Below are 24818 nucleotides of genomic sequence, written 5' to 3'. Positions count from 1 at the left end.
GGACCGCGACGGATCCGATGGTGCCCACCCGGTATCTGGTGCGCGACCGGGTGACCGAGACCCACGATTCGGTCACCCTCTCCCTCGTCCCGATCGGTGCGCCGCTGCCCGATTCCACGCCCGGGCAGTTCATGATGCTCGCCGCCCCCGGCATCGGCGAGGTCGCGGTCTCGATCAGCGGCGCGCCGGGCGGCGGGGAACTTCAGCACACCGTCCGCGCGGTCGGTGCGGTCAGTCGCGCTCTGCACGACGCCCCCGTGGGTTCGACCCTCGGCGTGCGGGGCCCGTTCGGCACCGGATGGGAGCTCGGTTCGTGCCGCGGCCGCGACGTGGTCGTCGTGGCCGGTGGTGTCGGGCTGGCGGCCGTGCGGTTCGCGGTCCTGGCGATCCTCGCGGCGCGTGACGCCTTCCGCCGGGTTGTTCTGGTCGTCGGTGCCCGTGGCCCCGACGAGTTCCTGTTCCGGCGCGAACTGGGTGCGTGGTCCGCCGCCGGGGCCATCGACGTGGAGACCACCGTCGACCGGCCGAGCAGCGACTGGGACGGCCCGGTCGGGTTCGTCACCGAACCGCTCGGGCGGCTGCGTCTGGACCCGGGCCGGACGACGGCCCTGCTGTGCGGCCCGGAACCGATGATGCGGTTCGCGGCGCGGGTGCTGATCGGCAAAGGGGTGGCCGCGGCGGACATCCGCGTCTCCCTGGAACGGAACATGCAGTGCGGCACGGCCCTGTGCGGGCACTGCCAGCTCGGCGAGCTCCTGCTCTGCCGCGACGGCCCGGTCGTCGACTACACCGTTGCCGGGGCACTTCTCCACGTGCGGGAGCTGTGATGACGAAACCGACCCTGGCGGTGTGGAAGTTCGCGTCCTGCGACGGATGCCAGCTCTCGCTGCTCGACTGCGAGGACGAACTGCTCGGACTGTCCGAGGAGGTGACCATCGCCCACTTCATGGAGTTCTCCAGCGCGACTGTCGACGGGCCCTACGACCTCTCGCTCGTCGAGGGATCGATCACCACCGCTACGGACGTGGACCGGATCCACCGTATCCGGGACCGGTCCCGGATGCTGGTGACGATCGGGGCCTGCGCGACGGCGGGCGGGATCCAGGCGTTGCGCAACTTCGCCGACGTCGAGGAGTTCGCGTCCCACGTCTACGCCTCACCCGAGTACATCGACACCCTCGCGACGTCAACGCCGATCGCCGCCCACGTGCACGTCGACCACGAGCTCCGCGGCTGCCCCATCGACCGGCGCCAGCTCCTCGAGGTGCTGACCGCGTTCCTGGCCGGCCGGCGTCCGGACACCCCCGCGACCAGCGTCTGCAACGAATGCAAGCGCCGCGGCCTGACCTGTGTGATGGTCGCGGACGGGACGCCGTGTCTCGGTCCGGTCACCCACGCCGGCTGCGGTGCGCTGTGCCCCGCTCAGGACCGCGGCTGCTACGGGTGCTTCGGCCCGATGAAGGGGCCGAACCTCGCCTCGATGGCGGCCTGGTTGCGCATCTGCGGCATGGACGACGCGGCCATCGACCGGGTGCTGGCCACCTTCAACGTCGCCGCACCCGAGTTCGCCGCCTACACCCACGGCGAGCCCGACCGGCCGGGGACCGGCGATGGGTGACGAGGACAGGCGACTGATCGTGCGCGCCCTCGCCCGCGTCGAGGGCGAGGGCAGGCTCCGGGTCACGGTCCAGGGCGGCCGGGTCGAACGGGCCGAGCTGAGCATCTACGAACCGCCCCGGTTCTTCGAATCGTTCCTGCGCGGCCGGGACTTTCGCGAGCCGCCGGATCTCACCTCCCGGATCTGCGGGATCTGCCCGGTCGCCTACCAGGTCAGTGCGTGCAACGCCATCGAGGACGCGTGCGCGGCGCCTCCCGACGACGCCGTGGTCCGGCTGCGCCGGCTGCTCTACTGCGGAGAGTGGATCGCCAGCCACGTGCTGCACATCTACTTCCTGCACGCCCCGGACTTCGCGGGCGTCGCCGACTCGATCGCGCTCGCCCGCACCGACCGTGCCCGGGTCGAGACCGGACTGCGGCTCAAGAAGGCGGGCAACGCGATCCTCGAACAGCTCGGCGGTCGCCCGATCCACCCCGTCAACGTCCGCGTCGGCGGCTTCTACCGCACACCCACCCGCGACGAGCTCGCTCCGCTCGCCGAGCAGCTGCGCCGCGCCCTCGACGACGCCCTCGACACGGTCGCCTGGGCCGCCGGCTTCGACTTCCCCGATCGCGAACTCCCCTACGAGATGATCGCGCTGACGGAACCCGACCGATACGCCATCGAGTCCGGGACCGTGCACACCTCGTCCGGTGCCCGGTTCCCGGCCGCGGACTTCCCCGCCCACGTCGTCGAACACCAGGTTCCGCACTCCACCGCGCTGCACGCCCGGCTCGACGGCGAACGGGTCCTGGCCGGACCGCTCGCCCGGTACTCGCTGGGCAGCGCGAGGCTGTCGGTGACCGCGCGGCAGGCCGCCGCGGCGGCGGGACTCGGCGATGTGTGCCGGAACCCGTTCCGCAGCATCGTCGTCCGGGCCGTCGAGGTGGTCTACGCGGTCGACGAGGCGCTGCGGTTGATCGCGTCCTACGAGCGGCCTCCGCGGCCGGCGCGCGACGTCCGCCCCCGGGCGGCGACCGGTCACGGGGTCAGCGAAGCCCCCCGCGGACTCCTCTACCACCGGTACGACGTCGACGGGGACGGCGTCATCCGCGATGCGGTCATCGTGCCGCCGACCTCGCAGAACCAGTCGGCAATCGAGCACGAGCTCGCGGGTGTGGTCGAGCGGCACCTCGACCTCGACGACGCGGAGCTCACCGCCCTGTGTGAGCGGACGATCCGCAATCACGACCCGTGCATCTCCTGCGCCACACACTTTCTCGACCTCACGGTGGATCGTCGATGACCGCGGTGCTGATCGCGCTGGGCGACGAGTTCCGCCGCGACGACGGCGTGGGACCGGCCCTGGCCCGGAGCCTGCACCGGGACGGCGTTCCCGCCCGGACCCTGATCTCGCCCGGTGACCCGATCGAGCTGATCGAGGCGTGGAGCGGCGCCCGGGTGGCCGTCGTGCTCGACGCGCTGCGGATGCCGCACCCGCGACCGGGACGGGTGCACGTGCTCGCCGCCGCCGATCTGCCCGTCGCCACCGCCGGGACCCACGGGTTCGACCTGGGCGCGGCGATCGCCCTGGGCGGGGCCCTCGGCCGCATGCCGGCCCGGCTGGTGATCGTTGCCGTGGAGGTCGCCGACGTCGCGCCGGGCCGGGGCCTGTCGCCCGCGGTCGCCGCCGCCGCCCCCGCGGTCGCGCGCGCGGTCGCCGCGGCGCTGTCCGCGGACGCCGAGCCCCGCATGGAGCACCCGGATCCGGTCGCCGGTGTCACCGATCGGTGACCGGTGCCGCCCTCCGGCGCGCCAGCCACCGCAAGGCCTCGTCGACGCCCCACACGATGAACGGCAGCGGCAGCAGCGCCGCCACCTGCCAGGGCTGCGGAGTGACGGTGCCGAAGACGCGTTGCAGGAACGGGACCGTGACGACCAACGCGGCGAAACACAGTTCGAAAGCGATGCCCCACAACAACAGCGGATTCGTGGCGAACCCGATCCGGGCGAGCGATGCCCGTCGGGTGCGTGCGGCGGTGGCGGTGCCGATCTGGCAGGCGACGATCCCGAGGAAGGTCATCGTGGTGGCCTGCTGCCAGGTGTGATGCAGCGGCCCCGACCCGAGGTCGGCCCCGATCGTCCACCCGCCCGCGACGAGCGTCGCGGCGAACAGGGCCATCACCAGAACCGCCGATACGCCTCCGAGGACGCCCCACGCGCGCAACAGCATCGGACCGTCGATCACCGGCTGGGACCGCGGTCTCGGTGCGCGCTCCATCAGCCCGGGTTCCGCGGGTTCGCGCCCCAACGCGAGCGCGGGCAGGGTCTCGGTGCCCAGGTCGATGGCGAGGATCTGCATGATCGTCAGCGGCAGCGGAACCGCTCCCCCGGTGAGGGCGTAGATCAGGAAGGGCACGACCTCCGGCGTCGCGTGCGCGAAGATGTAGACGATGAACTTGCGCACGTTGTCGTAGACCTGCCTGCCGGCCTCGACGGCGCTGACGATGGTCGCGAAGTTGTCGTCGGTGAGCACCATGGTGGCCGCTTCCCGTGCGACGTCGGTACCCGAACGACCCATGGCGACACCGATGTCGGCGCTGCGGAGCGCGGGTGCGTCGTTGACGCCGTCGCCGGTCATCGCGACGATGTGTCCCTGCGCCTGCAACGCATCGGTGATGCGCAGTTTCGATTCCGGTGAACTGCGCGCGAAGACCAGCTCACCCTCCGTGGCGAGCATCGCGTCGAGTTCGTGATCGGACATCCGGTCCATCTCGTGTCCGCCGATCACCCGGAGACCGCCCCGACCGATGCCCACGCCCTCCGCGATGCCCCGCGCGGTCAACGCGTGATCTCCCGTCACCACGACGAGGCGGATCCCGGCCGTGTGGCAGCGCGTGACGGCGTCGGCGACCTCCGGCCGCGGCGGGTCGACCATGGCCGCGACCCCGAGGAAGACCAGATCGCGTTCCGCCTCGTCACGGCCGAGCCCGGCCGCGGTGGCGGCGTCGAGGCGACGGTCCGCCAGCGCGAGCAGCCGCCGGCCCTGCCGGGCCCAGGGCGTCACCGACGCGTCGATGTCGGCGCGGTCGGCGTCCGTGAGTGCACGGTCGGCGTCCCGGCCGACGGCGATCCGGGTGCAGCGCGCGAGAACCTCCTCCGGCGCACCCTTGGTGTGCACCCGCGCTCCGTCGTTGGTCGCGTCGATGGTGGACATGCGCCGGAGGTTCGGGTCGAAGTGGAAGTGCGCGATCCGATCGCGGTGATCGCTGCGGGGATCGACGCCGAGCTGCTCGGCGGCGTGTAGCAGCGCCAACTCGGTCTGGTCACCGACCTCGTCGCCGCCCGGCCCGGCCAGTTCGGCGTTGCTGCAGGACACGGCGGCCCGAGCGAGGCGGTCCAGGGCCGAGCCCGGGGCGACGACGACCGTCCGGTCGAAGTCGAGGACACCGTCGGTGGTCCGGATCCGGTCCACCCGCATGCGATTGAGGGTGAGGGTGCCGGTCTTGTCGGTGCAGATCACGCTCGTCGATCCGAGGGTTTCCACCGCCGAGATCCGTTTGACCAGCGCTCCCTGCCGGGCCAGGGCACGCACACCGACCGCAAGGGCGAGCGTGATGGTCGGCAGCAGGCCCTCGGGGACGTTCGCGACCAGGAGCCCGATCGCGAAGGTGACGGCGTCGCCGAACGACAGTCCGGCCGCCAGGGTGCCGAGAGGAATGAACGCGATCCCCATCCCGACCGCGACCACGGCGATGAGCCGGGCGACCCGCTTCACCTGCCGCTCCAGTGGGCTCTCCTCGTGTCGAACTCGCTGGGAGAGCGCGGCGATACGGCCGAGTTCGGTGCGCATCCCGGTGGCGAACACGACCGCGGTGGCTTCGCCCGCGGTACAGGTGGTTCCACTGAAGACGATGTCCCTGGCCCGGATGAGCGGGACGTGACTGTCCGCGATGTCGACGGCCACCGCGACCGGTGCGGATTCCCCGGTCAGTGTGGACGTGTCGACCTCGAGCGAGCCCGTGAGCAACCTGGCGTCGGCGGACACCCGGTCCCCCTCGCCGACGACCACCACATCCCCGGGGACGAGCTCACGCGCGTCGATCTGCCGTTCCGCACCGTCGCGGAGGACCCGGGCATGCGGAGGCAGGTAGGCCGACAGCGCCTCGACCGCCTGTTCCGCATGGCGTTCCTGGACGAAGGCGAAGCCCGCGTTCAGGAGGATCACGACGACGATCGCGACGGCCAGCGGTCCCGAGCCGGACAGCGCGGCGAGGACGGTGGCCAACCACAGCAGCAGCGCGAGCGGATGGACGAGTTGGCGGAGCAGTTCCCGCCACCACGGTTCACCGGCCTGTCGCACCAGTTCGTTGGTCCCGGTCACGGTCAGCCGCCGCTCGGCCTCGCGCCCGGACAGGCCTTCGCGACGCGACCGCAGGTCACGCAGGAGGCGGTCCAGTGCCTCCTGGGGATCGGCGGACGGCGGTGGCGCCGCAACCGTGGTGGTGGACGAATGGAGGTAGGAGTGGTGCGCCGACCGGCTCACGCGTGGCCGGTCCGATCGGGGGCACCCGTGGTCTCGAACGTCCAGGACAGGGCGTCGACGCCGGGCACGACGACATCCGCGCCGCTGCGCCGAAGCGCTGCCGCGTGTCCCGCGGGCGCGAGCCCGACGACGAGGCCGAATCCGCCGCGGCGGGCGGCCGTGACACCGGATTCGGCGTCCTCGATCACGATCGCGTCGCCCGGGTGCAGCCGCAGCCGCCGCGCCGCTTCGAGGAAAAGCGCGGGGTCCGGCTTCCCCGGCAGCGCGAGCCGGTGGGCGTCGTGCCCGTCGACCCGGCAGTCGATCGCGTCGGTCAGTCCCGCGCGGGACAGCACAGCGGCGGCGTTCCGGCTGGCACTGACGACCGCGACGGGCACCCCCGCGCGGCCCAGCCGGTCGATGAGGTCCACGGTCGGTGCAATCGGGTGCGGTCCCTCCGCGTCGAGCAGGTCGTGGAACATCCGGTCCTTGCGCTCCGCCAGCCCGGACACGGTCTCGACCTCGCGCCCACCGCGTGTGGCGGGCTCCTCCGGGAGGATGATCGAGCGCGAGGCGAGGAAGGACCGCACCCCGTCGGCCCGATTCTTCCCGTCGACGTAGGACAGGTAGTCCTGCGCGCTGAAGGCCGGCTGTGCAGGGTGGCATCGGGTGAGGAAGTCGTCGAACACCGCCGCCCATGCTCGGCGGTGCAGGGTCGCGGTGTCGGTGATCACCCCGTCGAGGTCGAAGATCACCGCGCGGAACTCCCGGCCGCGCACCCGCACACAGGGGTCAGCTGAGGCGCCACCCGCGTCGGTCGGTTTCACGTTCAGTCCTCCCGTCTTGTACAGCTTCGGCCGCGTTGCCTGTTTGCGTCGCCGTCCAAGGGCGGCGGGATGCGGTGAAGTTGGTGCTGTGTGACAGGTCGATTCCGTGGGTAGCCCATTGCCGTGGAGTCGTGGGGCCTTCTGATTCTGATCTGCGTCGCCGCGTACCTATCCTGGCAGATGACGGGCTCTGGGTCCGGCTATGGAACCCGCCGTCGTCCGGGAGCGGAACGGTCCCCGTGACGCGAGAACCGTGGCATGGGTCCTTCTCCCCGGAGGGGATCTCCAGTCCCTGGGGGACCAATCGTTGCCGGATGCGGGCGGGCCAGCAGCGATCCGCACTTGGGAGAGGATTCTTCCGGTGTACTCGGGGGTAGTCGAGGCGGCATGGAGAAGCAACTTCGCATCTACCTCAACGATCAGCTCGCCCTCGGTGTTCTTTGGCGGGAGATAGCTCGAAGGTCTGAACGCGAGAACCGCGATACCGACCTCGGTGCTGCGCTCGCGCGGGTTTCGGCAGGCATTGCCGAAGATGTCGAGACCTGTCGCACGATGATGCACCGCTTGGGCATCCGGGAAAACCCCTCAAGACCGGCCTGGCAATGGGCGCAGAACGACTGGGACGACTCAAACTCAACGGACGAGCACATGGCTATTCGCCACTGAGCCGGTTCAGTGAGTTGGAATTCCTCACGATGGGCGAAGCCAAGAAACAGTTGTGGACCACCCTGCGCGACATTGCGGGCCTAGACCGGCGGCTTCCCAACATCCACTTCGACGAGCTGATCGAGCGCGCCGAGAGTCAGCGGAGTGAGCTGGATCCGTTCCGCGTCCAAGCGGGAACCGCGGCACTGGCTGCCCCAGTCGGCCGCATGGCCACCTAATGGAGTTCACGCCCCGATCTCGCTACCGCCTCGCACGCCTGCCGCCCGTTGCCCTCCACATCACGGACGCTGATATCGACGTCCGGTCCCGCGGTCACCTCCCGAAACGTACAGGTCCAGCCCACAGCGGGGACCCTCGCCGGGCGTCGGCCGCTTTCCGGGTTACGGGGATGTCGACAGGCGTTCCGGTGCTCCGTGCAGGTGTAACTGGCGCGGGATCGGGATGGTCGCGGTCGTATTCTGTCCGGCGTCGTGGATCTCGGAGGACCCGGTAGGCGGCGATGATCCGGCCAAGGCATTCATCCTCGACAGGGTCCGACCGGAACCGTGTATCGGGGTGGTGGGCGCGGATGAGTCGGCGAAACGCATGGCCGATCTGATCCTGGCTGGCGGAGGGATCCACCCCCAAGACCTGATACCAGTCCTCTCGCTCGGGGCGGTACTCCATCACCCACGCCTCCTGTCGACCGGCCGGGTCCTGGCGTCGTCGTTACTCTGTGGACTGTTCAGGATCGTCCGGCGCGTTCGCGTCGACCGCCTTCTGTTGGCCGCGGGATGCGACGGTGATGCGACGCCTCTTCGCTTGCTCCTGCGCCGGAAGCGTGACCGTCAACACGCCGTTTTGGTAGGTGGCGCTGATGTTGTCCGCGTCGATTCCCTCGCCGAGGTGAAGTCGGCGTACGAAGCGCCCGGCGAACCTCTCCGAAGTCATCCATTCCACATCGTGTTCGGTGCGTTCGCTACGCATTGCCGTCAGAGTCAGAACACCGTTCTCCACGCTGACTTCGATCGAGCCCGGATCCACGCCCGGCAGGTCGGCGTGCAGCACGTAGTGGTCCCCTGAGCGGTACAGGTCCATCGGGATGAACCGCGGAACCCTCTCCGATCCTGCCCTCGTTCCCAGCATCCGTTCGGTGAGTTGATCGATGTCGGGGAACGGATCGAATCCCAACACGGTTTCGCCTCCTGGTCCTCGTGTGGCGGCTCGGTGATGTCCTTGCGGCGCGTTCAATCCGTCGAGTAACCGGGTCTGGCGCCCGCCGAGCGCCCAACGCTTATCTTCCGGTATAGGTAATCTGTACTGCTTGAAAAAGATCTATGAACCTCGCTGCTCTCCCGGCGAGCGCAACTGGGACGGTGTCGGGGTCGAACGACACCCGCGTGCCCAGCGCTGAGGCCACCAACCGGGGGTGGTGCGGCGCGGCGGCGTTCAGCCGCTCTGCTGCCCGCCCGGAGGGCGGCCGGCGAACATCTGCTCGATCCGGCGCTTGATTTCCTCGGTACTCAAGCTCGAGGACGTTGCAGCGGGTCGCTGCGCTGACGGTTCGGTCATCTTCCCTCCCGAAATGATCTCCAAGCCATGAACAGTCCCAGGCCGATCCCTGTCAGGTCCTGCGCTCCTCGGCGTCCCACGGCACGGCGAGAGCCTGGTCGATCCGGTCAGCCTCGGAGGCGTCCCACCCGACGCCCGCCTGCGCCATCTCATCGAGGTCCGGTTCGTTCTGATCGACGACATCGAGACGCTGTTCGATCAGGTCCGCTTCACCGGTGACAGTCAGGGTCCGGTCCGTGTCGTTCGTCATCAGGGCTATCCCTTCCTGTTGCGTTGTTCCTGTCGTAGCTGTGCGTTGTCGGACGTGAGCTGCGCGTTGTCGGACGTGAGCTGCGCGTTGTCGGACGTGAGCTGCGCGTTGTCGGACGTGAGCTGCGCATTGTCGGACGTGAGCTGCGCGTTGTCCGACTTCAGGCGGGCATTGGTGGACCTCAGCCAGCTGCTATCGGTCTGCAGTTCGACATTGTGGCTCTCCAGTTTCAGGATCTTGGCGATGCCGGCGAGGTTCACCCCGCTGTCGATGAGCTCGGTGATCCGTTGCAGTCGGTTGATGTCCTCATCGCTGTACCGTCGCGTGCCCCCGTCGGTGCGAGCAGGGGTGAGCAATCCCTTGCGTTCGTACAGCCGCAAGGCTTGCGGCCCCACACCTGACAGCTCCGCGGCGACCGAGATGCCGTAAACCCCGCGCGCTTCCCGCGCGGACGATTCCTTCGTCATCGACATCTCCGTTTCAGCTCTCGGCCCTTGTCGCACTCTTACTCAAGTGCTATATCTAATCTATACCACGGAATGCAGATAACGTGGTGATTGTTGGAAGGATCATCGGGACAGAACCGAGACTGGAAGGGTTTGTTGGAGGTGGCCACGATGTTGATGCGCACTGATCCGTTCCGTGAGCTCGACCGCTGGACCCAGCAGGTGCTGGGAACGGTCGCCCGGCCGGCGGCGATGCCGATGGACGCCTGGCGCGAAGGTGACCAGTTCGTTGTCGAGTTCGACCTCCCGGGGGTGCCGGCCGATTCGCTGAACCTCGACGTCGAGCGGAATGTACTGACTGTGCATGCAGAGCGGCCCGTGCGTGACGCGGACGTCGAAATGGTGGCTTCCGAACGTCCTCGGGGGGTGTTCAGCCGCCAGTTGTTCCTCGGCGAGAACCTCGCCGCCGATCGGATTGAAGCCAAGTACGCCGACGGGGTGCTCAGGTTGACGATTCCGGTGGCGGAGAAGGCCAAGCCGCGGAAGATCGAAATCAACACCACCGCTGGTCAGGAAGCGATCACGGCCTGAGTCCGGCGCAGTGCGAGCGCGCTTCAGGAGATGAGACAGATGATCACCGTGGACCGCGTGTACGACGCTCCCCCCGAAGTGGGCCAGGCGCCATGCCTCGTCGCCGACGAGGCATGGCTGGCCAGCGCAATTGACGACATCTTCGGCGAGATGCCCTCTTCGTGCACTCCGCCAGAAGGACCGCCGTGCACGCTCACGGCGCGGCGGCCACCTTCACCTCGGCCGGTCCCGAGTGACACAGGACAGGCGGGGGTTGGGCAGGCCACGTCGGCGCGTCTACGTCAAGCCAGGAGGGGCGGTCCTGAACGCGCTCCCCCCGACCGCCGGCACCGCGTGCCGTAGCTCCCCCGTGCCATTGATCTAGGAGGTGATACAGCACCTGATTCAATACGGTGAGTCCCTGCGGGGCCGCTCGCATCGAGTTTCTTCGTAGCCGGCGCAACGAGCCGAACACTTCCGGCTCTGCGCACTGCGCCCGTACGGCGTGACACCACGTTGCGAGCTGCCCCGCAGCCGTGACCGGCCCCCGCGGACGTGTCGCCGTGCGCACCCACATCCGCTGGCCAGGCCAAACCTCTCGGCCCCGGAGCGTCTTCGTCTGGAGTGCGCGTGCCCGTCTTGAGTCAGGCGACCCACCGGCATCCGTGTGAGGGATGTGGGGCGTCGGGTCTCCGTCGCTGAGGGAGGCTGTCTGTCTGCAACGACCTGTTCAGTATTGGTCCGGCCCGACTGGACAATTGGTCCGTTGCCGTGGCTGTCGCGGAGTGCTACACCGGTAGTGGGTTTCGATTCGACCTTGACGCTGACGGCTCGGACCTCGCTGTCGGTCGACACTCCCCGCGGCCCACCCAATCCATTCGGCGGTTGAGCAAACAGCTGCGTTCGACCACGTTGGAGGTTTGCCGTGCGCGTTCACATTCATTGCTTGGCCCACCCGCTAGTCGAATCCGTCAACGGCGTCGGGTGTTGTCGTGTCCGTGGACCGGGCCCGACCATTGCCTCAGTGGTCGGCGACGTTGACGCGCGGGTGATCGCCGACTTCGTCAAGGGCCTGGACAAGGCCCTCCGCGAAGCACGTCGCACCGTCATCGTCGACTTCTCGCACGCCGGCTTCGTGTCGATTGCGGGTGTGCAGGCCCTCGCTGAGGCTCAGCTCCACGCGGATCTCCGTGGCCTGGCGATGCTCCTCGTCCCCGACGAGAGTTCCCGGCGGGTGTTGCAGGTCGTCGACGCGGACCAGCACTTCCGCTGTTTCCCGAGCGTTCGTGCGGCCGTGGAGGCTCGACGTGCGGAGCTTTCCGCGCACGTCGATCTCGACTACGTGCTCGTCCGGTCGCGGCAGTAACCGAGCCAGATGAAGTCATCGGGCGCGCGGGGCCTCTCGAGGGTGCGCGCCCGATCCGAGGGGCCGCCGGAGCTGAGTGTGCGCTCCGGCGGCGTTTACCCGGCCCGGCAATGCCCGAACCGACGAGCACCGGGGTTGAACGTGCGGACGGTGTCGCGTCGGCGATCAGAGCCGCTCCGCGCCACCGCGGGCACACGCCGGACGAGCGACATCCACAGGGCGAGGTTCCGCGGGTCGTGTGCTGTTTCGGCCACTAGTTCCCGGAGAAGCCGGACGCAGTGTGCACCGGGCCTCCGCATGAGCGCCGTGAGGATTCGATTGCGTTCCTCGCGTCGTCGGCGTGCCCGACGGTGCAGTCGGCGGCGTAACGGCGTGTGATACGCCACCAGGTCCGGCAGGTAGCACAGATCCCATCCGTGCTGCGACAGGTCGATCGCGAGCAGATCCTCCTCACCGGCGAACTGCAGGAGCCTGCTGAACCCACCCACCTCGAGGTATGCGTCGCGACGCACGATCGCCGCACTCGCCAGGAAACCGAGCACCGACACGCCCGGCAGGTCCGGCAGGCGCCCCAGCGGACTGGACTCCATGCGCTCCGAGATCGGATCGTCCCGCTGTTCCGGCATCGACACCATGCGGGCGGCGATCAGTCCGACCGTGGGATGCGCATCGAAGGTGCGCTCGCCCCGTTGCAGTGCTTCAGGTCCCCACCACGAATCGTCCTCACAGAATGGGACATCCGGTTCACGGCCACGACCGCGACGATTCCCAGGATCAGGACCACGGCACCGGCGAGACCGCTGATCCACGCCCAGCCCTCGTATCCGTAACCGGCGGCGAGCACACACAGCGCGATCAGGACGACGCCGCCCATCACACCTCCGTATCCCGGCCAGCCTCGGACGTCCCGCACCGCCTCACCGGCGTGTTCGCGGGCGGTGTTCGATCCTTCGACGTGTTCGTCGGTCACGAGGTCCCTTCCTTCCGTCGGCCTTACGTCACCGGCATACCCCGGAACGGCGTGCACGAATCCCCAGCGTCGGGGTCGGCCGATCCGGCCGCGTCAGCGCGGGGCGAGGGCGCGGTCCGCGAGCGCGCCGACGACCGGTGCCAGCGCCCGCGCGTGCTCGATCGTGAGGTGGTTGTCGTCGCGGAAGACCAGGTCGTTGCCGACCACGACCGGGCAGCGGTCGGAGGTGCAGAACAGGTCGGACAGGTCGGCGTACTCGCCGCCTCCGGCGGTGGTGGCCGCGGCCTCGGCGGCGATGCCGGGCGCGCTGAGCGCCGCCGGCCGCTGCGGCGAGCAGGCGGTGGCGTCGTCGAGGTGCTCGGACAGGCACACCGGCACGACACCGCGTGGATCCGGAACCGGTCCCAGGACGAGGACTCGCGCGCCGGTCGCCCGGAGCTGCGCGACCATGGCGGTGAGGCTGCGGAGATACTCCGGGCCGTACATCGCGAAACCGAAGTCGCCGCCGTACCGGCGGGACATGCTCAGCACGATCAGTTGCGGCCGCTCGGTCTGCAGCCGCGCGACGACCTCGCCGCGCCACTGGTCGCATTCGGTGTACGCGCGACCGAGATACGGGCTGGTCAACGGCAGATCCAGGAGCGGGCAGGTGACCTTGCCCATGGTCTCCAGTCGCCAGTGCCGCTGCTCGGCGACCGACTCGAATGCCGGACTCCACATCGCCGCGTGCGAGTCTCCGACCAGGGCCGCCGTGGTCGGCGACGCGATGTCACCGGACGCGCATTCGTCCTGCCCGACCTCCAGCCACGAGCGCACGCAGCCGTTGAGGAACACCTCCGGCTTGCTCGCGGGCGCGTCGGCCAGTGGCGGGGCCAGATTCGACGGGACGGGACCCAACCCGGCCGACGCCGTTACCGCGGCCTGCACCTGGGCGGTCAGGTCCTGTACCGCGACGTCGTGCGGGTCGGCGGTGGGCGCCGCCACCTGCGTCGGTGCGGTGACCGTCAAGGCCGCGGCCTCCTGCCCGTGGCCGACCGGAACGGGGCGCACCATCAGCAGCGCCAGACAGGTCGCCACCGCGACCGCGGTCACGGCGCCGCCGAGCGCGAGGCTGCGCACCGATGAGCGGCGCAGGGACGCCGCGAATCGGACGGGGTTCTCCACCAGGTTCAGCGTGAGGATCGCGAGCCCGGCGGCCACCGCCACCGCACCGAGTCGGCCGGACAGGCCCAGCTCGTGGCCGACGAGCGCCGGCGCGAGGATCAGCAGGGGCCAGTGCCACAGGTACCAGGAGTAGGACGTCCGGCCGATCGCCCGCATCGGCCCGAGCGACAGGCCGCGGCCGACGCCCCACCGGGACGCCGCGCAGCCGGCACCGATCACCAGCGCGGTGCCGAGCACCGGCAACAGGGCGGCGGTGCCGGGATAGGGTGTCGTCTCCCCCAGCCACACACAGGCGAGGGCGATCAGGCCCAACCCGCCCCACCCGGCGACGGCCGCGGGCAACGCGGGCAGCCGACGCCACAGCGGGACGGACAGTGCCACCAGGCCGCCGACCGCCAGCTCCCAGGCCCGCGACGGCAGCGAGAAGAACGCCCACGGCGGCTGCGTGTGGGTCCAGGCCAGCGACACCGCGAACGATCCGGCGGCCACCCCCGCCAGGACCAGCAGGTACGGCAGCGCCGAGGGCTCGGTCCGGGCCCGGGAGCGTCGCCGCACCACCCAGGCGACCGCGACGATCAGCGCCGGCCACACCAGGTAGAACTGCTCCTCCACGCCGAGGGACCAGAAGTGCTGGAACGGTGACGGGGGCGTGGCGGCGGCGAGGTAGTCGGTGCCGCGCATCGCGAACCGGTAGTTGCCGACGTAGAGCGCACTGGCGATCCCGTCGCCGAGCGCGTCCCGTGCCTGCAGTGGCGGCAGGAGCAGTGCCGAACCGACCGCCGTGGCGACGAGCACGAGACCGCCGGCCGGGAGCAGGCGGCGGGCACGGGCGCCGTAGAAGCGGGCCATCCGGACGGAACCGGTGGCGGTCACGTCCCGCCACAACAGGCCGGTGATGAGGAACCCGGAGACGACGAAGAAGACGTCGACGCCGACGAATCCCCCACCGAGGCCGGGTACGCCCGCGTGGAAGAGAACCACGGCCAGGACCGCGACGGCCCGCAGGCCCTCGATGTCCGGGCGAAAGGTCGCTTCCGGCGTGGACGCCGCACCGGCGGAATCGGCGAGGCGGTCGCGGCCCGGGCGGCGCCAGCGTTCCGCGATGCCAACCGAATTCACTCGCGCCATCTTGGCAGAGGCACGACTCGCGTGGCGGGAAAACCGTGCTTCTCGGCGCGAGCGGGTTTGCGCCGGTGACGGCGTTCACTCCACGACGAGGGATCCGCGCATCGTCGGGTGGTACGTGCAGTGGAACCGATACGTTCCCGGCGTCATCGGCGCGGTGAAGGTGGCGGTCGATCGGCCGCCGACGTCCTCGTCGAACTCCCCCGCGTCGTCCGATGTCACCGAATGCCTGACCTCGTCGCCGTTGCCGACCGTCACCTCGACGCCGGGTCGCACGGCGAGTGTCGTCGGGACGTACGAGTGGTCCTCGATGGAGACGACCAGCGCAGCGGCATCCGTCGGCCTCCCCGTATCCGGGGCCTTGTCACCGGCGGGTGTGTCGCATCCGGTACCCACCGCCACAGCCACCACAGCGGCGGCCGCGCAGGTCGCGGCGCTCATCCTTCTCACGTTGTCCTCCTGAGCGAGTGGGTGCCCAGCCGAACGACACGCCACACACCGGCCTCGCGGTGGCGAGCGGGTGGGAGTGGTTCGATCGAGCGGAGTGAGTGTCATCGGAGTCGGATTCACATCGAGGTTTGCCATATCCCCCAGGTGGGTATCCGACACTCGCGAACGTGGGCCGCATCGGTGCCGCGCCGCAGAGGAGGTCGCGATGAGTCTCGACAGGACGTCCGCCGGCACCGAGTCGGGTGGGGTCGAGCAGGGCCGCGCACCCGCCGAGCCGCCGGTGGATGCCGAGAGTGGAATCGTGATCGTCTGGCCGGACCCCAGCCCGTTGGACTCCTGGTGGGAGACCGTGCTGAAGCGGCCGACATCGTGATCCGGTGACCCGTGACCCGCCGCGGGCGCCCACGCGGATCCGACGACAGCTGGCCGCACCTGCTGCTGCTCGGCGGAGCAGTCATCCTGTTCTTCGTGCTGGGCCTGGTGCTGATCGCGCTCGTCAACGAGATGCTCTGAGAAGGTTCTCCGACCGAGCTCGGCGCCGGCCCGGGTACCGGTCCCCGGTGCTAGTCTGCCTGCGCCGCCGCGTCGTCCGATCGATCGGTGCGGACGATCATGAGCGGGCACTCCGCGGTGTGCAGCAGTTCCATGCTGGTCGAACCCATCAGCATGCCCGCGAATCCGCCGCGACCGTGGCTGCCGACCACCAGAAGCTCCGCATCGACCGCCACATCCCGAAGTGCTTTCGCCGGATGTCCCCGGGTCACGGTCCGCGTCACGGGCGTTTCCGGGTACCGCTCGGGCCAGCCGGCAAGGCTCTCGGCGAGTGTCGCCTGTTCGGCCACCTCGACCTCGTCCCACGGCAGATCGAGGTGACGGTCGAAGGCCGTGGACAGCGCGAACTGGGACCAGGTGTGGACCGCGACGAGGCCGGTCGCGCGCAGTGACGCCTCCTCGAACGCCGTCGCCAGCGCAGGTCTGCTGTTCTCGCTGCCGTCCACTCCGACCACGACGGTGCCGGTGCCGGACGTCTGCCCGGCGTGGCCGCGGATGACGACCACCGGCCCGTGGGCGTGGGTGGCGAGGGCGACGGCGACCGACCCGGCGAGCGCCGTGGTGATCTGACTCAGTCCGCGGTTGCCGACGACGACCATCCGGGCAGACTTGGACGCCTCGAGCAGGGCGGGTCGTTCAGGTCCGTCGAGAACGCACGTGACGACGTCGGTGACGGACGTCGAGGTGTCCGTGGTGCGGGCGATCGCGGCGGCCTCGTCGAGGTTGGCGCGGACCACGCGGTCCCGGTCGGTGAAATAGCTCGGCGGCAGGCGGATTCCGTTCCCGGTCGCGGTGACGGCGCCGAGCGCGGAGACGATGTGCAGCGGGCATCCGTGGAGTTGGGCCTCGCGGGCGGCCCAGCTGACGGCGGCGAAGGAAGTGGTGGATCCGTCGACGCCGACCACGACCGGCGCACTCGTCCCGACAGCGTCCACGGTGAGACCTCCACGACCTCGAACGTTCCCATCGTGGACCGGCCCCGCGGAATCGGGGTAGGGCCGAAGGTCCCCAACTCGTGATGCGCGGGCGTCGGCGAGACCCAGGGGTGATCTCCGGTCACCGCCCGCGAGGTTTGCCCACGCCCGGGCCGGGTATGCCACGAAGCGAACTCGAGCCCGGGAGTGTGGTGTCGATGCGGTCGATGTGGAAGGGAACCATCGCGTTCGGGCTGGTCGCCGTCCGGTGCGGCTGTACGCGGCAACCGAGAACCAGAACCTGGCGTTCCACCAGGTCCACGTCGAGGACGGCAGCCGTGTGCGGCATCGAAGGTTCTGTGCGGCCGAGGACAAGGAGATTCCCTTCGACGAGATCGGGAAGGGCTACGAGACGGCGGACGGACAGGTCGTCGTGCTGACCGACGAGGATCTCGCGGATCTGCCCCTGCCGAGCGCGCACACCATCGAGGTTCTCGCGTTCGTTCCCATCGAATCGGTGGATCCGATCTACTTCGACAGGAGCTACTTCCTCGAGCCGGAGAAGTCGGCCGTGAAGCCGTTCGTGATGCTCCGCGACGCGATGAACAAGTCGGGCCAGGTGGCCGTGACGAAGATCGCGATCCGCCAGCGCGAGTCGCTCGCCCTGCTGCGCGTCCATCGTGACGTGATCATGGTCGACACCATGCTCTGGCCGGACGAGGTGAGGTCCCCCGAGTTCGACTTCCTCGCCGCCGATCCTCCGCAGGTGTAGGTGAGTGTGAAGGAGATGAAGATGGCCGCCCAGCTCATCGACGCGCTGTCCGAGCCGGTGTTCGACCCGGGTGAATACCACGACGATTACCGGAAGGCACTGAAGGAACTGGTGGAGGCGAAGATCGAGGGGCACGAGACGGTCGAGCCACCGGCGGCGACCCAGGCCCCTGACGCGGATGTCACCAGCCTCCTCGAGGCACTGTCGAGCAGCATCGAGGCGTCCCGGTCGTCGGGCGGGAGCAAGCGGACCACCGGCAAGCGCACCACCGAGGAGAAGAGTTCGAGCAGGGCGACGAGTTCCGGCGAGGAGAAGGCCTCGAGCCCGAAGAGGCGCACCACGAAGTCCTCGTCCCGAACGGGAGGAACCGGCGGCCGTCGCCGCGCCCGTTCGCAGGGGTGAGGCCTCCCCCGGGTTTGCCACACGGGCCGACCGGGTACCAGCAGGACCGAAGGCGTGCGGATCGGTCCGCCCTCGCAGGCGCCCGCTTCGCCACCCGGTTCGGAACATCGGTACCCGATGGACACGTGTGGAGGTGCTCGAAATGGCGGAACGCTCGTCGCGTCGGGAGGAGCCCCGGAACGGGGACCCCAAGGACGGCCAACTCGACTCGGCACGGGTGGACCGGTCCACCGGCCACCTCACCACGCAGCAGGGCGTGCCCGTCGCGCACACCGACGACTCCCTGACGGTCGGTGAGCGCGGCCCGACGCTGCTGGAGGACTTCCACTTCCGGGAGAAGCTCACCCATTTCGACCACGAGCGGATCCCCGAGCGCGTGGTGCATGCCCGCGGCGCAGGCGCGTACGGCGTGTTCGCACCCTACGACGACCGGCTGTCCGCCTACACCTCCGCCGGGTTCCTGACCCGGTCGGACGTGGAAACACCTGTGTTCGTGCGCTTCTCGACTGTGGTTGGGTCGCGGGGATCCGCAGACACGGTGCGTGACGTGCGCGGATTCGCCACCAAGTTCTACACCGCGCAGGGCAACTACGACCTCGTCGGGAACAACTTTCCTGTGTTCTTCCTCCAGGACGGCATCAAGTTCCCGGACCTGATCCACGCGGTCAAACCCGAGCCCGACAACGAGATCCCCCAGGCGCAGTCGGCGCACGACACGTTCTGGGACTTCGTTGCCCTGCAGCCGGAGACCCTGCACACGGTGATGTGGTTGATGTCGGACCGGGCACTGCCGCGCAGCTACCGGATGATGCAGGGCTTCGGGGTCCACACCTTCCGGCTGGTCGACCACGACGGGCGGGGCACGTTCGTGAAGTTCCACTGGCGTCCCCTGCTCGGGGTGCACTCGCTGCTGTGGGAGGAGTGCCAGCAGATCGCAGGCAAGGATCCCGACTTCAACCGGCGTGACCTGTGGGAGTCCATCGAATCCGGCAGTTTCCCCGAGTGGGAGCTCGGTGTGCAGCTTGTGCCCGAATCCGACGAGAACGCCTTCGCATTCGACCTCCTCGACGCGACGAAACTGATTCCGGAGGAGGCGGTGCCGGTGCTCCCGGTGGGCCGGATGGTGCTCGACCGCAACCCGGACAACTTCTTCGCCGAGACCGAGCAGGTCGCCTTCCACACCGCGAACGTGGTTCCCGGCATCGACTTCACCGACGATCCGCTGTTGCAGGCACGGAACTTCAGCTACCTCGACACCCAGCTCATCCGGCTCGGCGGCCCCAACTTCGCCCAGCTGCCGGTCAACCGGCCACTCGCGGACGTCCGGACGAACCAGCAGGACGGATACGGTCAGCACCGGATCCCCCAGGGCCGGACCGCGTACACGGAGAACACGCTCGGCGGCGGATGCCCCGCGCTCGCCCGCGAGGACGGATACCGGCATCGCGCCGAGCTGGTGGAAGGGGCGAAGGTTCGGATCCGCGCGGACGGCTTCCACGATCACTACAGCCAGGCCCGGATGTTCTGGAACAGCATGTCCGAGGTCGAACGCAGGCACATCGTGGCCGCGTTCGGGTTCGAGCTGGGCAAGGTGCGATCGGTGGACGTGCGAGGCCGGGTGCTCGCACAACTGAACCTCCTCTCGCACACCCTGGCGTCCGAGGTCGCGCCCCTTGTCGGCATGGCCCCGCCATCACACGACCTGATGATCGGTGACGGCGCCGCCTCGCCCGCGCTGTCCCAGACCGGTCAGGCGCCAGCCGGGATCGCAACCCGCAAGATCGCGGTGCTGGTGGCCGACGGCGTCGACGTCGTCGGAGTGCAGCGCCTGCAGGAGACGCTCGAGGGGCTGGGGGCGGTGATCGAACTTCTCGGCCCGACGGAGGGCGCGATGCTCGGCGGCTCCGGTGGCTCCCTCACCGCGGATCGGGCGATCAACACGATGGGGTCAGTGCTCTACGACGCGGTGGTGGTCCCGTGCGGGCCGTCGAGCAACGCGACCTTGGCCGCGGACGGGGCCGCCGTGCACTTCGTCACCGAGGCATACAAGCACGCCAAACCGATCGCCGCGTTCGGAGTGGGTCTGGATCTGTTGCGGGCGGCGGGGATTCGCGAGGAGCTGGCCGATCGGGCCGACGTGGTCGTCTCGCACGGCGTGATCTCCTCGGCCGCGGCGTCCGATGCGCTGCCGAGCGCGCTGTTCGCCGAGTTCGCCGACGCGGTCTCCCGGCACAGGTGCTGGGATCGCGACACCGACCCGGTGCCGGCGTGACGAACTCGGACCGCCAGGGCGTTTCGGCCGGCCCGTGTGCGGGCACAGGCCATCCATGACCGAACCACGACGTGAACCAGCCGACAACATCGAGGAAGAAGAGCGAGCCGCCTCGGGTGCGGAGTCCCTGGACGAGGACCGCCTGGGTGCCGATCCTATCGACGTGGGATACGACGCGCCCGACCACTGGGCGGAGGCCGACCGCTTCGGCACCACCGAGGCGGAGTCCCGCCGCGGCGAGTCGCTCGACGAGCGCTTGCGTGAGGAGGAGCCCGACGTCGACTCCGCGGCCGAGCACCCCGATGTCGACGGGGACCGCCCGGAGCCGTGACCCGGCGGCGTCACTGGACGGCCGTGTCACTGGACGACGAGGGTCCCCACCATCTCAGGGTGGTACTTGCAGTGGAACCGGTATGTGCCGGGGGTTGTCGGCGCGCGGAAGGTCGCGGCGGCGTTCCCGTCGACGTCCTCGTCGAACGCGCCCGCCGTGTCCGATGTCACGGAGTGTTCGGCGCCGTCGCGGTTGTCGATCGTCACCTCCGACCCCGCCCGCACCGTCGCCGGAGTCGAGAAGGCGAAATTTTGAACGGTGACCACCGCCTGCCCGGCGGGACTGTCCGGGATCTCGTCGACGGTGTCCTGTGCCTCGGCGGTGTCGTTGTCACCGTGTGGTCCGGGCAAGGAGGTCTGCGGCGCCTCCGGCGTGGTCGGTTCGTTGTCGCCGCATCCCGCCATGGTGAACAGGACCAGTGCGGCGCCTACCACGGTCGCGCCCGCGGTTCGATTCATCTCGTGCTCCTGACCGTCGGTGTTCGCGCGTGATACCCGGTACGGCGCGAGCCGAAACCGTGGTCGGGACGGGCCCGGTCAGCCGGTCAGAGCGTCCGGTCCTGCACCCGACGCCCCGGAGGGTCACACGTCGAGGACGGGGTTTCCCGGACCCGCCCGGCGGGTATGCGGTCACCGATGAGTGAACCGCGCCGTTCGACCGCCGACAGTCCTCCGCGGATCTGTGTCTTCGCGCCCGATCCGGTGCTGACGATCACGCTCGAGGACCTGCCGGACGGGAGCAATGAGCTGCACGTGCACGCCGGTGGTCAGGGGTTCTGGATGGCGCGCATGGCCCGCATCCCCGGCGCGCGGGTGAGCCTGTGCGGCGCCTTCGGTGGTGAGACGGGCTCGGTGCTGCACGACCTGATCGCTCGGGACGGGCTCGACGTGCACTCTGTGCGGGCACGTGGACCGAACGGCGCCTACATTCACGACCGGCGCGGTGAGGACGGCGAGCGGCGGACGATCGCGGACATCGAACCCATGGCGTTGAGTCGGCACGAGGCCGACGACCTGTTCGGCATCGCGCTCGGCGCGGCCATGTCGGTCGATGTGATGGTGCTCGGGGGAACGCGGAGCGGCGGCGTCGTACCCACCGATGTGTACTCCCGGCTGACCGCCGACCTGTCCGGATTGGGAATCGCCGTGGTCGCCGACCTGTCCGGGGACACCATGGCCGCCGCCGCGTCCGCAGGGCCGACGGTGCTCAAGGTCAGCCACGAGGATCTCCTCGGCAGCGGGCACGTGGACTCGGCAGCCGAGTCACATCTGGCTGAGGCCATGACCTCACTGGCCGAGGAGGGCACGGGCACGATCGTGGTGTCCCGGGCGGCGGAGCCGGCTCTGGTCCTGTCCGGCGGGGAGTTCTCGGAGGTCGTCTCACCGCCCCTGCGCGTCACCGACCCGGCCGGTGCCGGGGACTCCATGACGGCGGGAATCGCGGTCGGGCTGGCCCGCGGCGACCCGATCGAGGGAGCACTCAAACTCGGTGCCGCCGCCGGTGCCGCGAACGTCACGCGCCACGGCCTGGCCATGGGACAGCGCGCCGTGGTGGCCAGGCTCGCGGACGCGGTCGTCGTTCGGCGCTGTACCGGAGACCCGGGCCGATGAGGGCGCTGGTGGTCAACGACGACGGGGTGGACTCCGCCGGCATCGGTGTGCTCGCCCGGGTGGCGAGGGACGCCGGGCTCGAGGTGGTGGTGGCGGCACCCTCCTCGGACAGCAGCGGTTCGAGTGCCGCACTGACGCGCCTCGAGGAGCACGGTCGGCTGGTGGTCGATCACCGCGAGTACCCCGATCTTCCCGGTGTCGAGGTCATGGTGGTCGAATCCTCCCCCGCGATGATCGTGTTCCTCTCCGCCTCTGGCGCATTCGGTGCCAGACCGGACCTGGTGCTGTCCGGGATCAATCACGGGCCGAACACCGGGCAGGCCGTCCTGCACTCGGGGACCGTTTGCGCCGCCTTCACCGCCGCCAACCAGGGCGTGCTCGCGGCAGCGCTGTCGATGAACGCCGCCGTGCCGGAGCACTGGGCGACCGCCGAAGCGGTGGCCCGCTCGGCGATCGACTGGCTGATCGCGAGCGGGGTGAACGGCACGGTCCTGAACATCAACATCCCGGATGTGCCCCCCGCGTCCTGTCGGGGGATTCGGTACGCCTCGCTCGCCGCGTTCGGCGCCGTGCAGGCGGTGATGGAGGAAACCTCCAGCTCGCGCCTGGCGGTCACGTTCACCGGTGTGCGCGCGAGCGAATTCGAAAGCACGGATGCCGGTCTGCTGCGACAGGGCTGGGCGACCGCGACGGTCCTCCGGGCGCCCGCCGAGGCGCCGGACGTCGACGTGGACGGGCTCGCGCCGCGATGAACGCGGCGGGACGGCAGCACGACGGGCCGACTTTCTGCGCGCGTTTGATACTCCGCCCCGCGGGGCACCCCCCACCCGAGTGAGGTGTGCCATGAGGATCGTTCTGCTCGTCGCGGTGATCTGGCTGGTCATCGGCGCGGTCGCCGCCTATCAACGGGGGTACTTCGAAAGCGCACCCGGCGACTGTGCCGGCGCGGGCACGACCGCGGTGACGGTGGTCGCGGGACCGTTGAACTACGTCGGTGTCAATCCGAAGGTCACCGACTGCGAACTCCCCCAACCGAGTACGTGATCATGCGAGGGTCTCCGGTCGACCACGCCGCGGCGGACGACGGCTGGGACCGTGCCGCGCGGCACGAGACGCCCACCGAACGCCTCGACCGGAACTGGGCCAGCCTGCTGCAGGAGCTCCGCGTCACCCAGACCGGCGTCCAGTTGCTGACCGGGTTCCTCCTGATCCTGCCGTTCCAGCCCAAGTTCGACACACTCTCCGAGGTGGAGCGCGGGGTGTATCTGGTGGCGGTGCTCTCGGCGGTGGCGTCGACCGTGCTGCTCGTCGCGCCGGTCGGGATGCACCGCATCCTGTTCCGCAGGCACCGCCTGGAGACCCTCGTCGCCACCGCACACGGATGTGCGATCGCCGGTGGCGCCCTGCTCGGCCTCGCGTTGTCCTGCGTCGTCGTCCTCACCGTCGGTGTGGTCGCCGGGATCGAATTCGGGATCCTGGCCGGGGCCCTCGCGGCGATCATGTTCGCGTTCTTCTGGCTGGTGTGGCCGTGGCTGCTCCGCCGTGATCCCCCGACCCGTGATCCTGCGAACGGGTGAGTGCACCGGCAGCGCCACGGTTTCGCCGGACCGGGCCGTGGGTATCCGACATGGACGCCGACGGAAGGAGGAGACGATGCCCAGGAAGGGTTCCGATCCGCATCTCAAGGACCAGGAGATGTACGAGGAGCTCCGCAAGCAGGGCGACTCGAAGGAGAAAGCGGCGCGCATCTCGAACGCCGCCGCCAACCGGGGACGCAGCAGCGTGGGTCGCAAGGGCGGACACGGCGACTCCTACGAGGACCGCACGGTTCCCGAACTGCGCGACCGCGCAAAGGAAATCGGCCTCACCGGCTACTCGAAGATGAACAAGGGGGAACTCGTCGATGCGCTCCGCAACCACTGATCTGTCACAGCCCGACACCTTCGGCGTTCGAGAGGTGCTGGCGATCCCGGAGTCGTTGACAGGCCTCGATCAGGTCGGCGATCCACTGCACGCTCGCCTCCAGCAGGTCTTCGGCGGCAGGGTCGGAGCGGCCCTCCGCGGTTCCTGGCTCGGGCACCCGGTGCACCCGATCGTGGTGACCGTTCCGATCGGCGCGTGGACGGCCGCGGTCCTGCTAGAAACCTTCCTCCGTGATCATCGCGCGGCCCGCAGGCTGATCGGCCTCGGACTGATCGCCGTGCCGTTCGCCGCCCTGACGGGCTGGGCGGACTGGTCCACCCGCGACGCCACGGAACGGCGCGCCGGGCTGGTGCATGCGGCAGGAGTCAACCTCGCCGCACTGGCGATGGTGTCGTCCTACCGGCAGCGCAGGAACGGACCGACCGCGCGTGCCGAGGCGACCAGCCTCGCTGCCGTCCTGATCGTCGGCGCCGGCGGCGCGCTCGGCGGCCACATTGCGTTCGGTCGTACGCCCGGGAACCCTGCCGACCGCTGA

General features: G+C 69.6%; 33 protein-coding genes. 20 read left to right on the top strand and 13 right to left on the bottom strand.

Features of this window, described 5'->3' with window-relative positions; genetic code table 11:
- The first annotated feature begins 17 nt into the window (after positions 1–17).
- From ACWDU4_RS09390 to ACWDU4_RS09375, 4 genes are read left to right on the top strand one after another with little or no spacing between them, the layout of a single operon-like run.
- A complete protein-coding gene (locus ACWDU4_RS09390; protein ID WP_450113698.1) occupies positions 18–827 on the top strand; it encodes an FAD/NAD(P)-binding protein in 810 nt (269 codons plus the stop codon).
- Complete coding sequence (locus ACWDU4_RS09385) at positions 827–1618, top strand: NADH-quinone oxidoreductase subunit B family protein (RefSeq protein ID WP_450113611.1); 792 nt, start codon at positions 827–829, stop codon at positions 1616–1618. The genes ACWDU4_RS09390 and ACWDU4_RS09385 overlap by 1 nt, the downstream gene beginning before the upstream one ends.
- Complete coding sequence (locus ACWDU4_RS09380; protein WP_450113610.1) at positions 1611–2903, top strand: Ni/Fe hydrogenase subunit alpha; 1293 nt, start codon at positions 1611–1613, stop codon at positions 2901–2903. Before ACWDU4_RS09385 ends, ACWDU4_RS09380 begins: the two co-directional genes overlap by 8 nt.
- Complete coding sequence (locus ACWDU4_RS09375) at positions 2900–3391, top strand: hydrogenase maturation protease (protein WP_450113609.1); 492 nt, start codon at positions 2900–2902, stop codon at positions 3389–3391. The genes ACWDU4_RS09380 and ACWDU4_RS09375 overlap by 4 nt, the downstream gene beginning before the upstream one ends.
- Here the strand turns inward: ACWDU4_RS09375 and ACWDU4_RS09370 are convergent.
- Positions 3378–6143, bottom strand: a complete 2766-nt coding sequence (locus ACWDU4_RS09370; RefSeq protein ID WP_450113608.1) for a cation-translocating P-type ATPase — start codon at positions 6141–6143, stop codon at positions 3378–3380. The two genes, ACWDU4_RS09375 and ACWDU4_RS09370, sit on opposite strands and share 14 nt — an antisense overlap.
- Positions 6140–6949 carry an HAD family hydrolase gene (locus ACWDU4_RS09365; protein ID WP_450113607.1) on the bottom strand — a complete coding sequence of 270 codons (810 nt, stop codon included), beginning with the start codon at positions 6947–6949 and terminating at the stop codon, positions 6140–6142. Before ACWDU4_RS09365 ends, ACWDU4_RS09370 begins: the two co-directional genes overlap by 4 nt.
- A gap of 387 nt (positions 6950–7336) precedes the next feature.
- On the opposite strand from ACWDU4_RS09365, the gene ACWDU4_RS09360 reads away from it, so the two are divergent.
- Complete coding sequence (locus ACWDU4_RS09360) at positions 7337–7615, top strand: hypothetical protein (protein WP_450113606.1); 279 nt, start codon at positions 7337–7339, stop codon at positions 7613–7615.
- 29 nt (positions 7616–7644) lie between these two features.
- A complete protein-coding gene (locus ACWDU4_RS09355; RefSeq protein WP_450113605.1) occupies positions 7645–7833 on the top strand; it encodes a hypothetical protein in 189 nt (62 codons plus the stop codon).
- Positions 7834–7927: 94 nt separating this feature from the next.
- On the opposite strand, the gene ACWDU4_RS09350 is transcribed toward ACWDU4_RS09355, so the two are convergent.
- The 5 genes from ACWDU4_RS09350 to ACWDU4_RS09330 form a co-directional block, all read right to left on the bottom strand.
- On the bottom strand, positions 7928–8281 hold the full coding sequence (locus tag ACWDU4_RS09350) for a J domain-containing protein (RefSeq protein WP_450113697.1): 354 nt from the start codon (positions 8279–8281) through the stop codon (positions 7928–7930).
- Between the two features lie 42 nt (positions 8282–8323).
- A complete protein-coding gene (locus ACWDU4_RS09345; RefSeq protein WP_450113604.1) occupies positions 8324–8788 on the bottom strand; it encodes an Hsp20/alpha crystallin family protein in 465 nt (154 codons plus the stop codon).
- A gap of 255 nt (positions 8789–9043) precedes the next feature.
- Positions 9044–9166, bottom strand: a complete 123-nt coding sequence (locus tag ACWDU4_RS09340) for a hypothetical protein (RefSeq protein ID WP_450113603.1) — start codon at positions 9164–9166, stop codon at positions 9044–9046.
- 52 nt (positions 9167–9218) lie between these two features.
- Positions 9219–9416 carry a hypothetical protein gene (locus tag ACWDU4_RS09335; protein WP_450113602.1) on the bottom strand — a complete coding sequence of 66 codons (198 nt, stop codon included), beginning with the start codon at positions 9414–9416 and terminating at the stop codon, positions 9219–9221.
- 5 nt (positions 9417–9421) lie between these two features.
- Positions 9422–9883: a MerR family transcriptional regulator gene (locus ACWDU4_RS09330; protein WP_450113601.1), complete on the bottom strand. Its 462-nt coding sequence runs from the start codon at positions 9881–9883 to the stop codon at positions 9422–9424.
- Between the two features lie 150 nt (positions 9884–10033).
- Between ACWDU4_RS09330 and ACWDU4_RS09325 the strand changes: the two genes are divergently transcribed.
- Both ACWDU4_RS09325 and ACWDU4_RS09320 read left to right on the top strand, forming a co-directional pair.
- On the top strand, positions 10034–10453 hold the full coding sequence (locus tag ACWDU4_RS09325) for an Hsp20/alpha crystallin family protein (RefSeq protein ID WP_450113600.1): 420 nt from the start codon (positions 10034–10036) through the stop codon (positions 10451–10453).
- Positions 10454–11357: 904 nt separating this feature from the next.
- Complete coding sequence (locus tag ACWDU4_RS09320) at positions 11358–11798, top strand: STAS domain-containing protein (RefSeq protein ID WP_450113599.1); 441 nt, start codon at positions 11358–11360, stop codon at positions 11796–11798.
- Between the two features lie 95 nt (positions 11799–11893).
- On the opposite strand, the gene ACWDU4_RS09315 is transcribed toward ACWDU4_RS09320, so the two are convergent.
- From ACWDU4_RS09315 to ACWDU4_RS09300, 4 genes are all read right to left on the bottom strand, one after another.
- Positions 11894–12424, bottom strand: a complete 531-nt coding sequence (locus tag ACWDU4_RS09315; RefSeq protein WP_450113598.1) for a glycosyltransferase family 2 protein — start codon at positions 12422–12424, stop codon at positions 11894–11896.
- A gap of 20 nt (positions 12425–12444) precedes the next feature.
- The gene (locus tag ACWDU4_RS09310) at positions 12445–12768 is read right to left on the bottom strand and encodes a hypothetical protein (RefSeq protein ID WP_450113597.1); all 324 of its coding nucleotides are present in this window, start codon (positions 12766–12768) and stop codon (positions 12445–12447) included.
- Between the two features lie 93 nt (positions 12769–12861).
- Complete coding sequence (locus ACWDU4_RS09305) at positions 12862–15051, bottom strand: acyltransferase family protein (protein ID WP_450113596.1); 2190 nt, start codon at positions 15049–15051, stop codon at positions 12862–12864.
- Positions 15052–15135: 84 nt separating this feature from the next.
- The gene (locus ACWDU4_RS09300) at positions 15136–15498 is read right to left on the bottom strand and encodes a cupredoxin domain-containing protein (RefSeq protein WP_450113595.1); all 363 of its coding nucleotides are present in this window, start codon (positions 15496–15498) and stop codon (positions 15136–15138) included.
- A 214-nt stretch (positions 15499–15712) separates the two neighbouring features.
- Between ACWDU4_RS09300 and ACWDU4_RS09295 the strand changes: the two genes are divergently transcribed.
- Together ACWDU4_RS09295 and ACWDU4_RS09290 are read left to right on the top strand one after the other, a co-directional pair.
- Positions 15713–15880 carry a hypothetical protein gene (locus tag ACWDU4_RS09295; RefSeq protein WP_450113594.1) on the top strand — a complete coding sequence of 56 codons (168 nt, stop codon included), beginning with the start codon at positions 15713–15715 and terminating at the stop codon, positions 15878–15880.
- Positions 15881–15891: 11 nt separating this feature from the next.
- Positions 15892–16020, top strand: coding sequence for a hypothetical protein (locus tag ACWDU4_RS09290; RefSeq protein ID WP_450113593.1), 129 nt, complete (start codon positions 15892–15894; stop codon positions 16018–16020).
- Positions 16021–16070: 50 nt separating this feature from the next.
- On the opposite strand, the gene ACWDU4_RS09285 is transcribed toward ACWDU4_RS09290, so the two are convergent.
- Complete coding sequence (locus ACWDU4_RS09285; RefSeq protein WP_450113592.1) at positions 16071–16994, bottom strand: universal stress protein; 924 nt, start codon at positions 16992–16994, stop codon at positions 16071–16073.
- A 247-nt stretch (positions 16995–17241) separates the two neighbouring features.
- Here ACWDU4_RS09285 and ku point away from each other — a divergent pair, with 247 nt between their 5' ends.
- From ku to ACWDU4_RS09265, 4 genes are all read left to right on the top strand, one after another.
- A complete protein-coding gene (gene ku, locus ACWDU4_RS09280) occupies positions 17242–17745 on the top strand; it encodes a non-homologous end joining protein Ku (protein WP_450113591.1) in 504 nt (167 codons plus the stop codon).
- Positions 17746–18147, top strand: a complete 402-nt coding sequence (locus ACWDU4_RS09275; RefSeq protein ID WP_450113590.1) for a hypothetical protein — start codon at positions 17746–17748, stop codon at positions 18145–18147.
- Between the two features lie 142 nt (positions 18148–18289).
- Entirely contained in the window at positions 18290–20419 is a 2130-nt protein-coding gene (locus ACWDU4_RS09270; RefSeq protein WP_450113589.1) for a catalase, read from the top strand.
- 55 nt (positions 20420–20474) lie between these two features.
- The gene (locus ACWDU4_RS09265; protein WP_450113588.1) at positions 20475–20750 is read left to right on the top strand and encodes a hypothetical protein; all 276 of its coding nucleotides are present in this window, start codon (positions 20475–20477) and stop codon (positions 20748–20750) included.
- A gap of 26 nt (positions 20751–20776) precedes the next feature.
- Here the strand turns inward: ACWDU4_RS09265 and ACWDU4_RS09260 are convergent, their stop codons facing one another.
- Positions 20777–21208, bottom strand: a complete 432-nt coding sequence (locus tag ACWDU4_RS09260; RefSeq protein ID WP_450113587.1) for a cupredoxin domain-containing protein — start codon at positions 21206–21208, stop codon at positions 20777–20779.
- A 177-nt stretch (positions 21209–21385) separates the two neighbouring features.
- Between ACWDU4_RS09260 and ACWDU4_RS09255 the strand changes: the two genes are divergently transcribed.
- The 6 genes from ACWDU4_RS09255 to ACWDU4_RS09230 all read left to right on the top strand — a co-directional run bounded on the left by ACWDU4_RS09255 (position 21386) and on the right by ACWDU4_RS09230 (position 24818).
- Positions 21386–22360, top strand: coding sequence for a PfkB family carbohydrate kinase (locus ACWDU4_RS09255; protein WP_450113586.1), 975 nt, complete (start codon positions 21386–21388; stop codon positions 22358–22360).
- Positions 22357–23112, top strand: a complete 756-nt coding sequence (surE, locus tag ACWDU4_RS09250) for a 5'/3'-nucleotidase SurE (RefSeq protein WP_450113585.1) — start codon at positions 22357–22359, stop codon at positions 23110–23112. The genes ACWDU4_RS09255 and surE overlap by 4 nt, the downstream gene beginning before the upstream one ends.
- Before the next feature lie 91 nt (positions 23113–23203).
- Positions 23204–23404: a hypothetical protein gene (locus ACWDU4_RS09245; protein WP_450113584.1), complete on the top strand. Its 201-nt coding sequence runs from the start codon at positions 23204–23206 to the stop codon at positions 23402–23404.
- A 2-nt stretch (positions 23405–23406) separates the two neighbouring features.
- The gene (locus ACWDU4_RS09240) at positions 23407–23937 is read left to right on the top strand and encodes a DUF6328 family protein (RefSeq protein WP_450113583.1); all 531 of its coding nucleotides are present in this window, start codon (positions 23407–23409) and stop codon (positions 23935–23937) included.
- Positions 23938–24013: 76 nt separating this feature from the next.
- Entirely contained in the window at positions 24014–24283 is a 270-nt protein-coding gene (locus ACWDU4_RS09235) for a DUF7218 family protein (RefSeq protein ID WP_450113582.1), read from the top strand.
- The gene (locus ACWDU4_RS09230) at positions 24264–24818 is read left to right on the top strand and encodes a DUF2231 domain-containing protein (protein ID WP_450113581.1); all 555 of its coding nucleotides are present in this window, start codon (positions 24264–24266) and stop codon (positions 24816–24818) included. The genes ACWDU4_RS09235 and ACWDU4_RS09230 overlap by 20 nt, the downstream gene beginning before the upstream one ends.

It is taken from the genome of Rhodococcus sp. NPDC003348, assembly GCF_053589375.1.
This window is presented reverse-complemented; position numbering and strand designations above follow the sequence as displayed.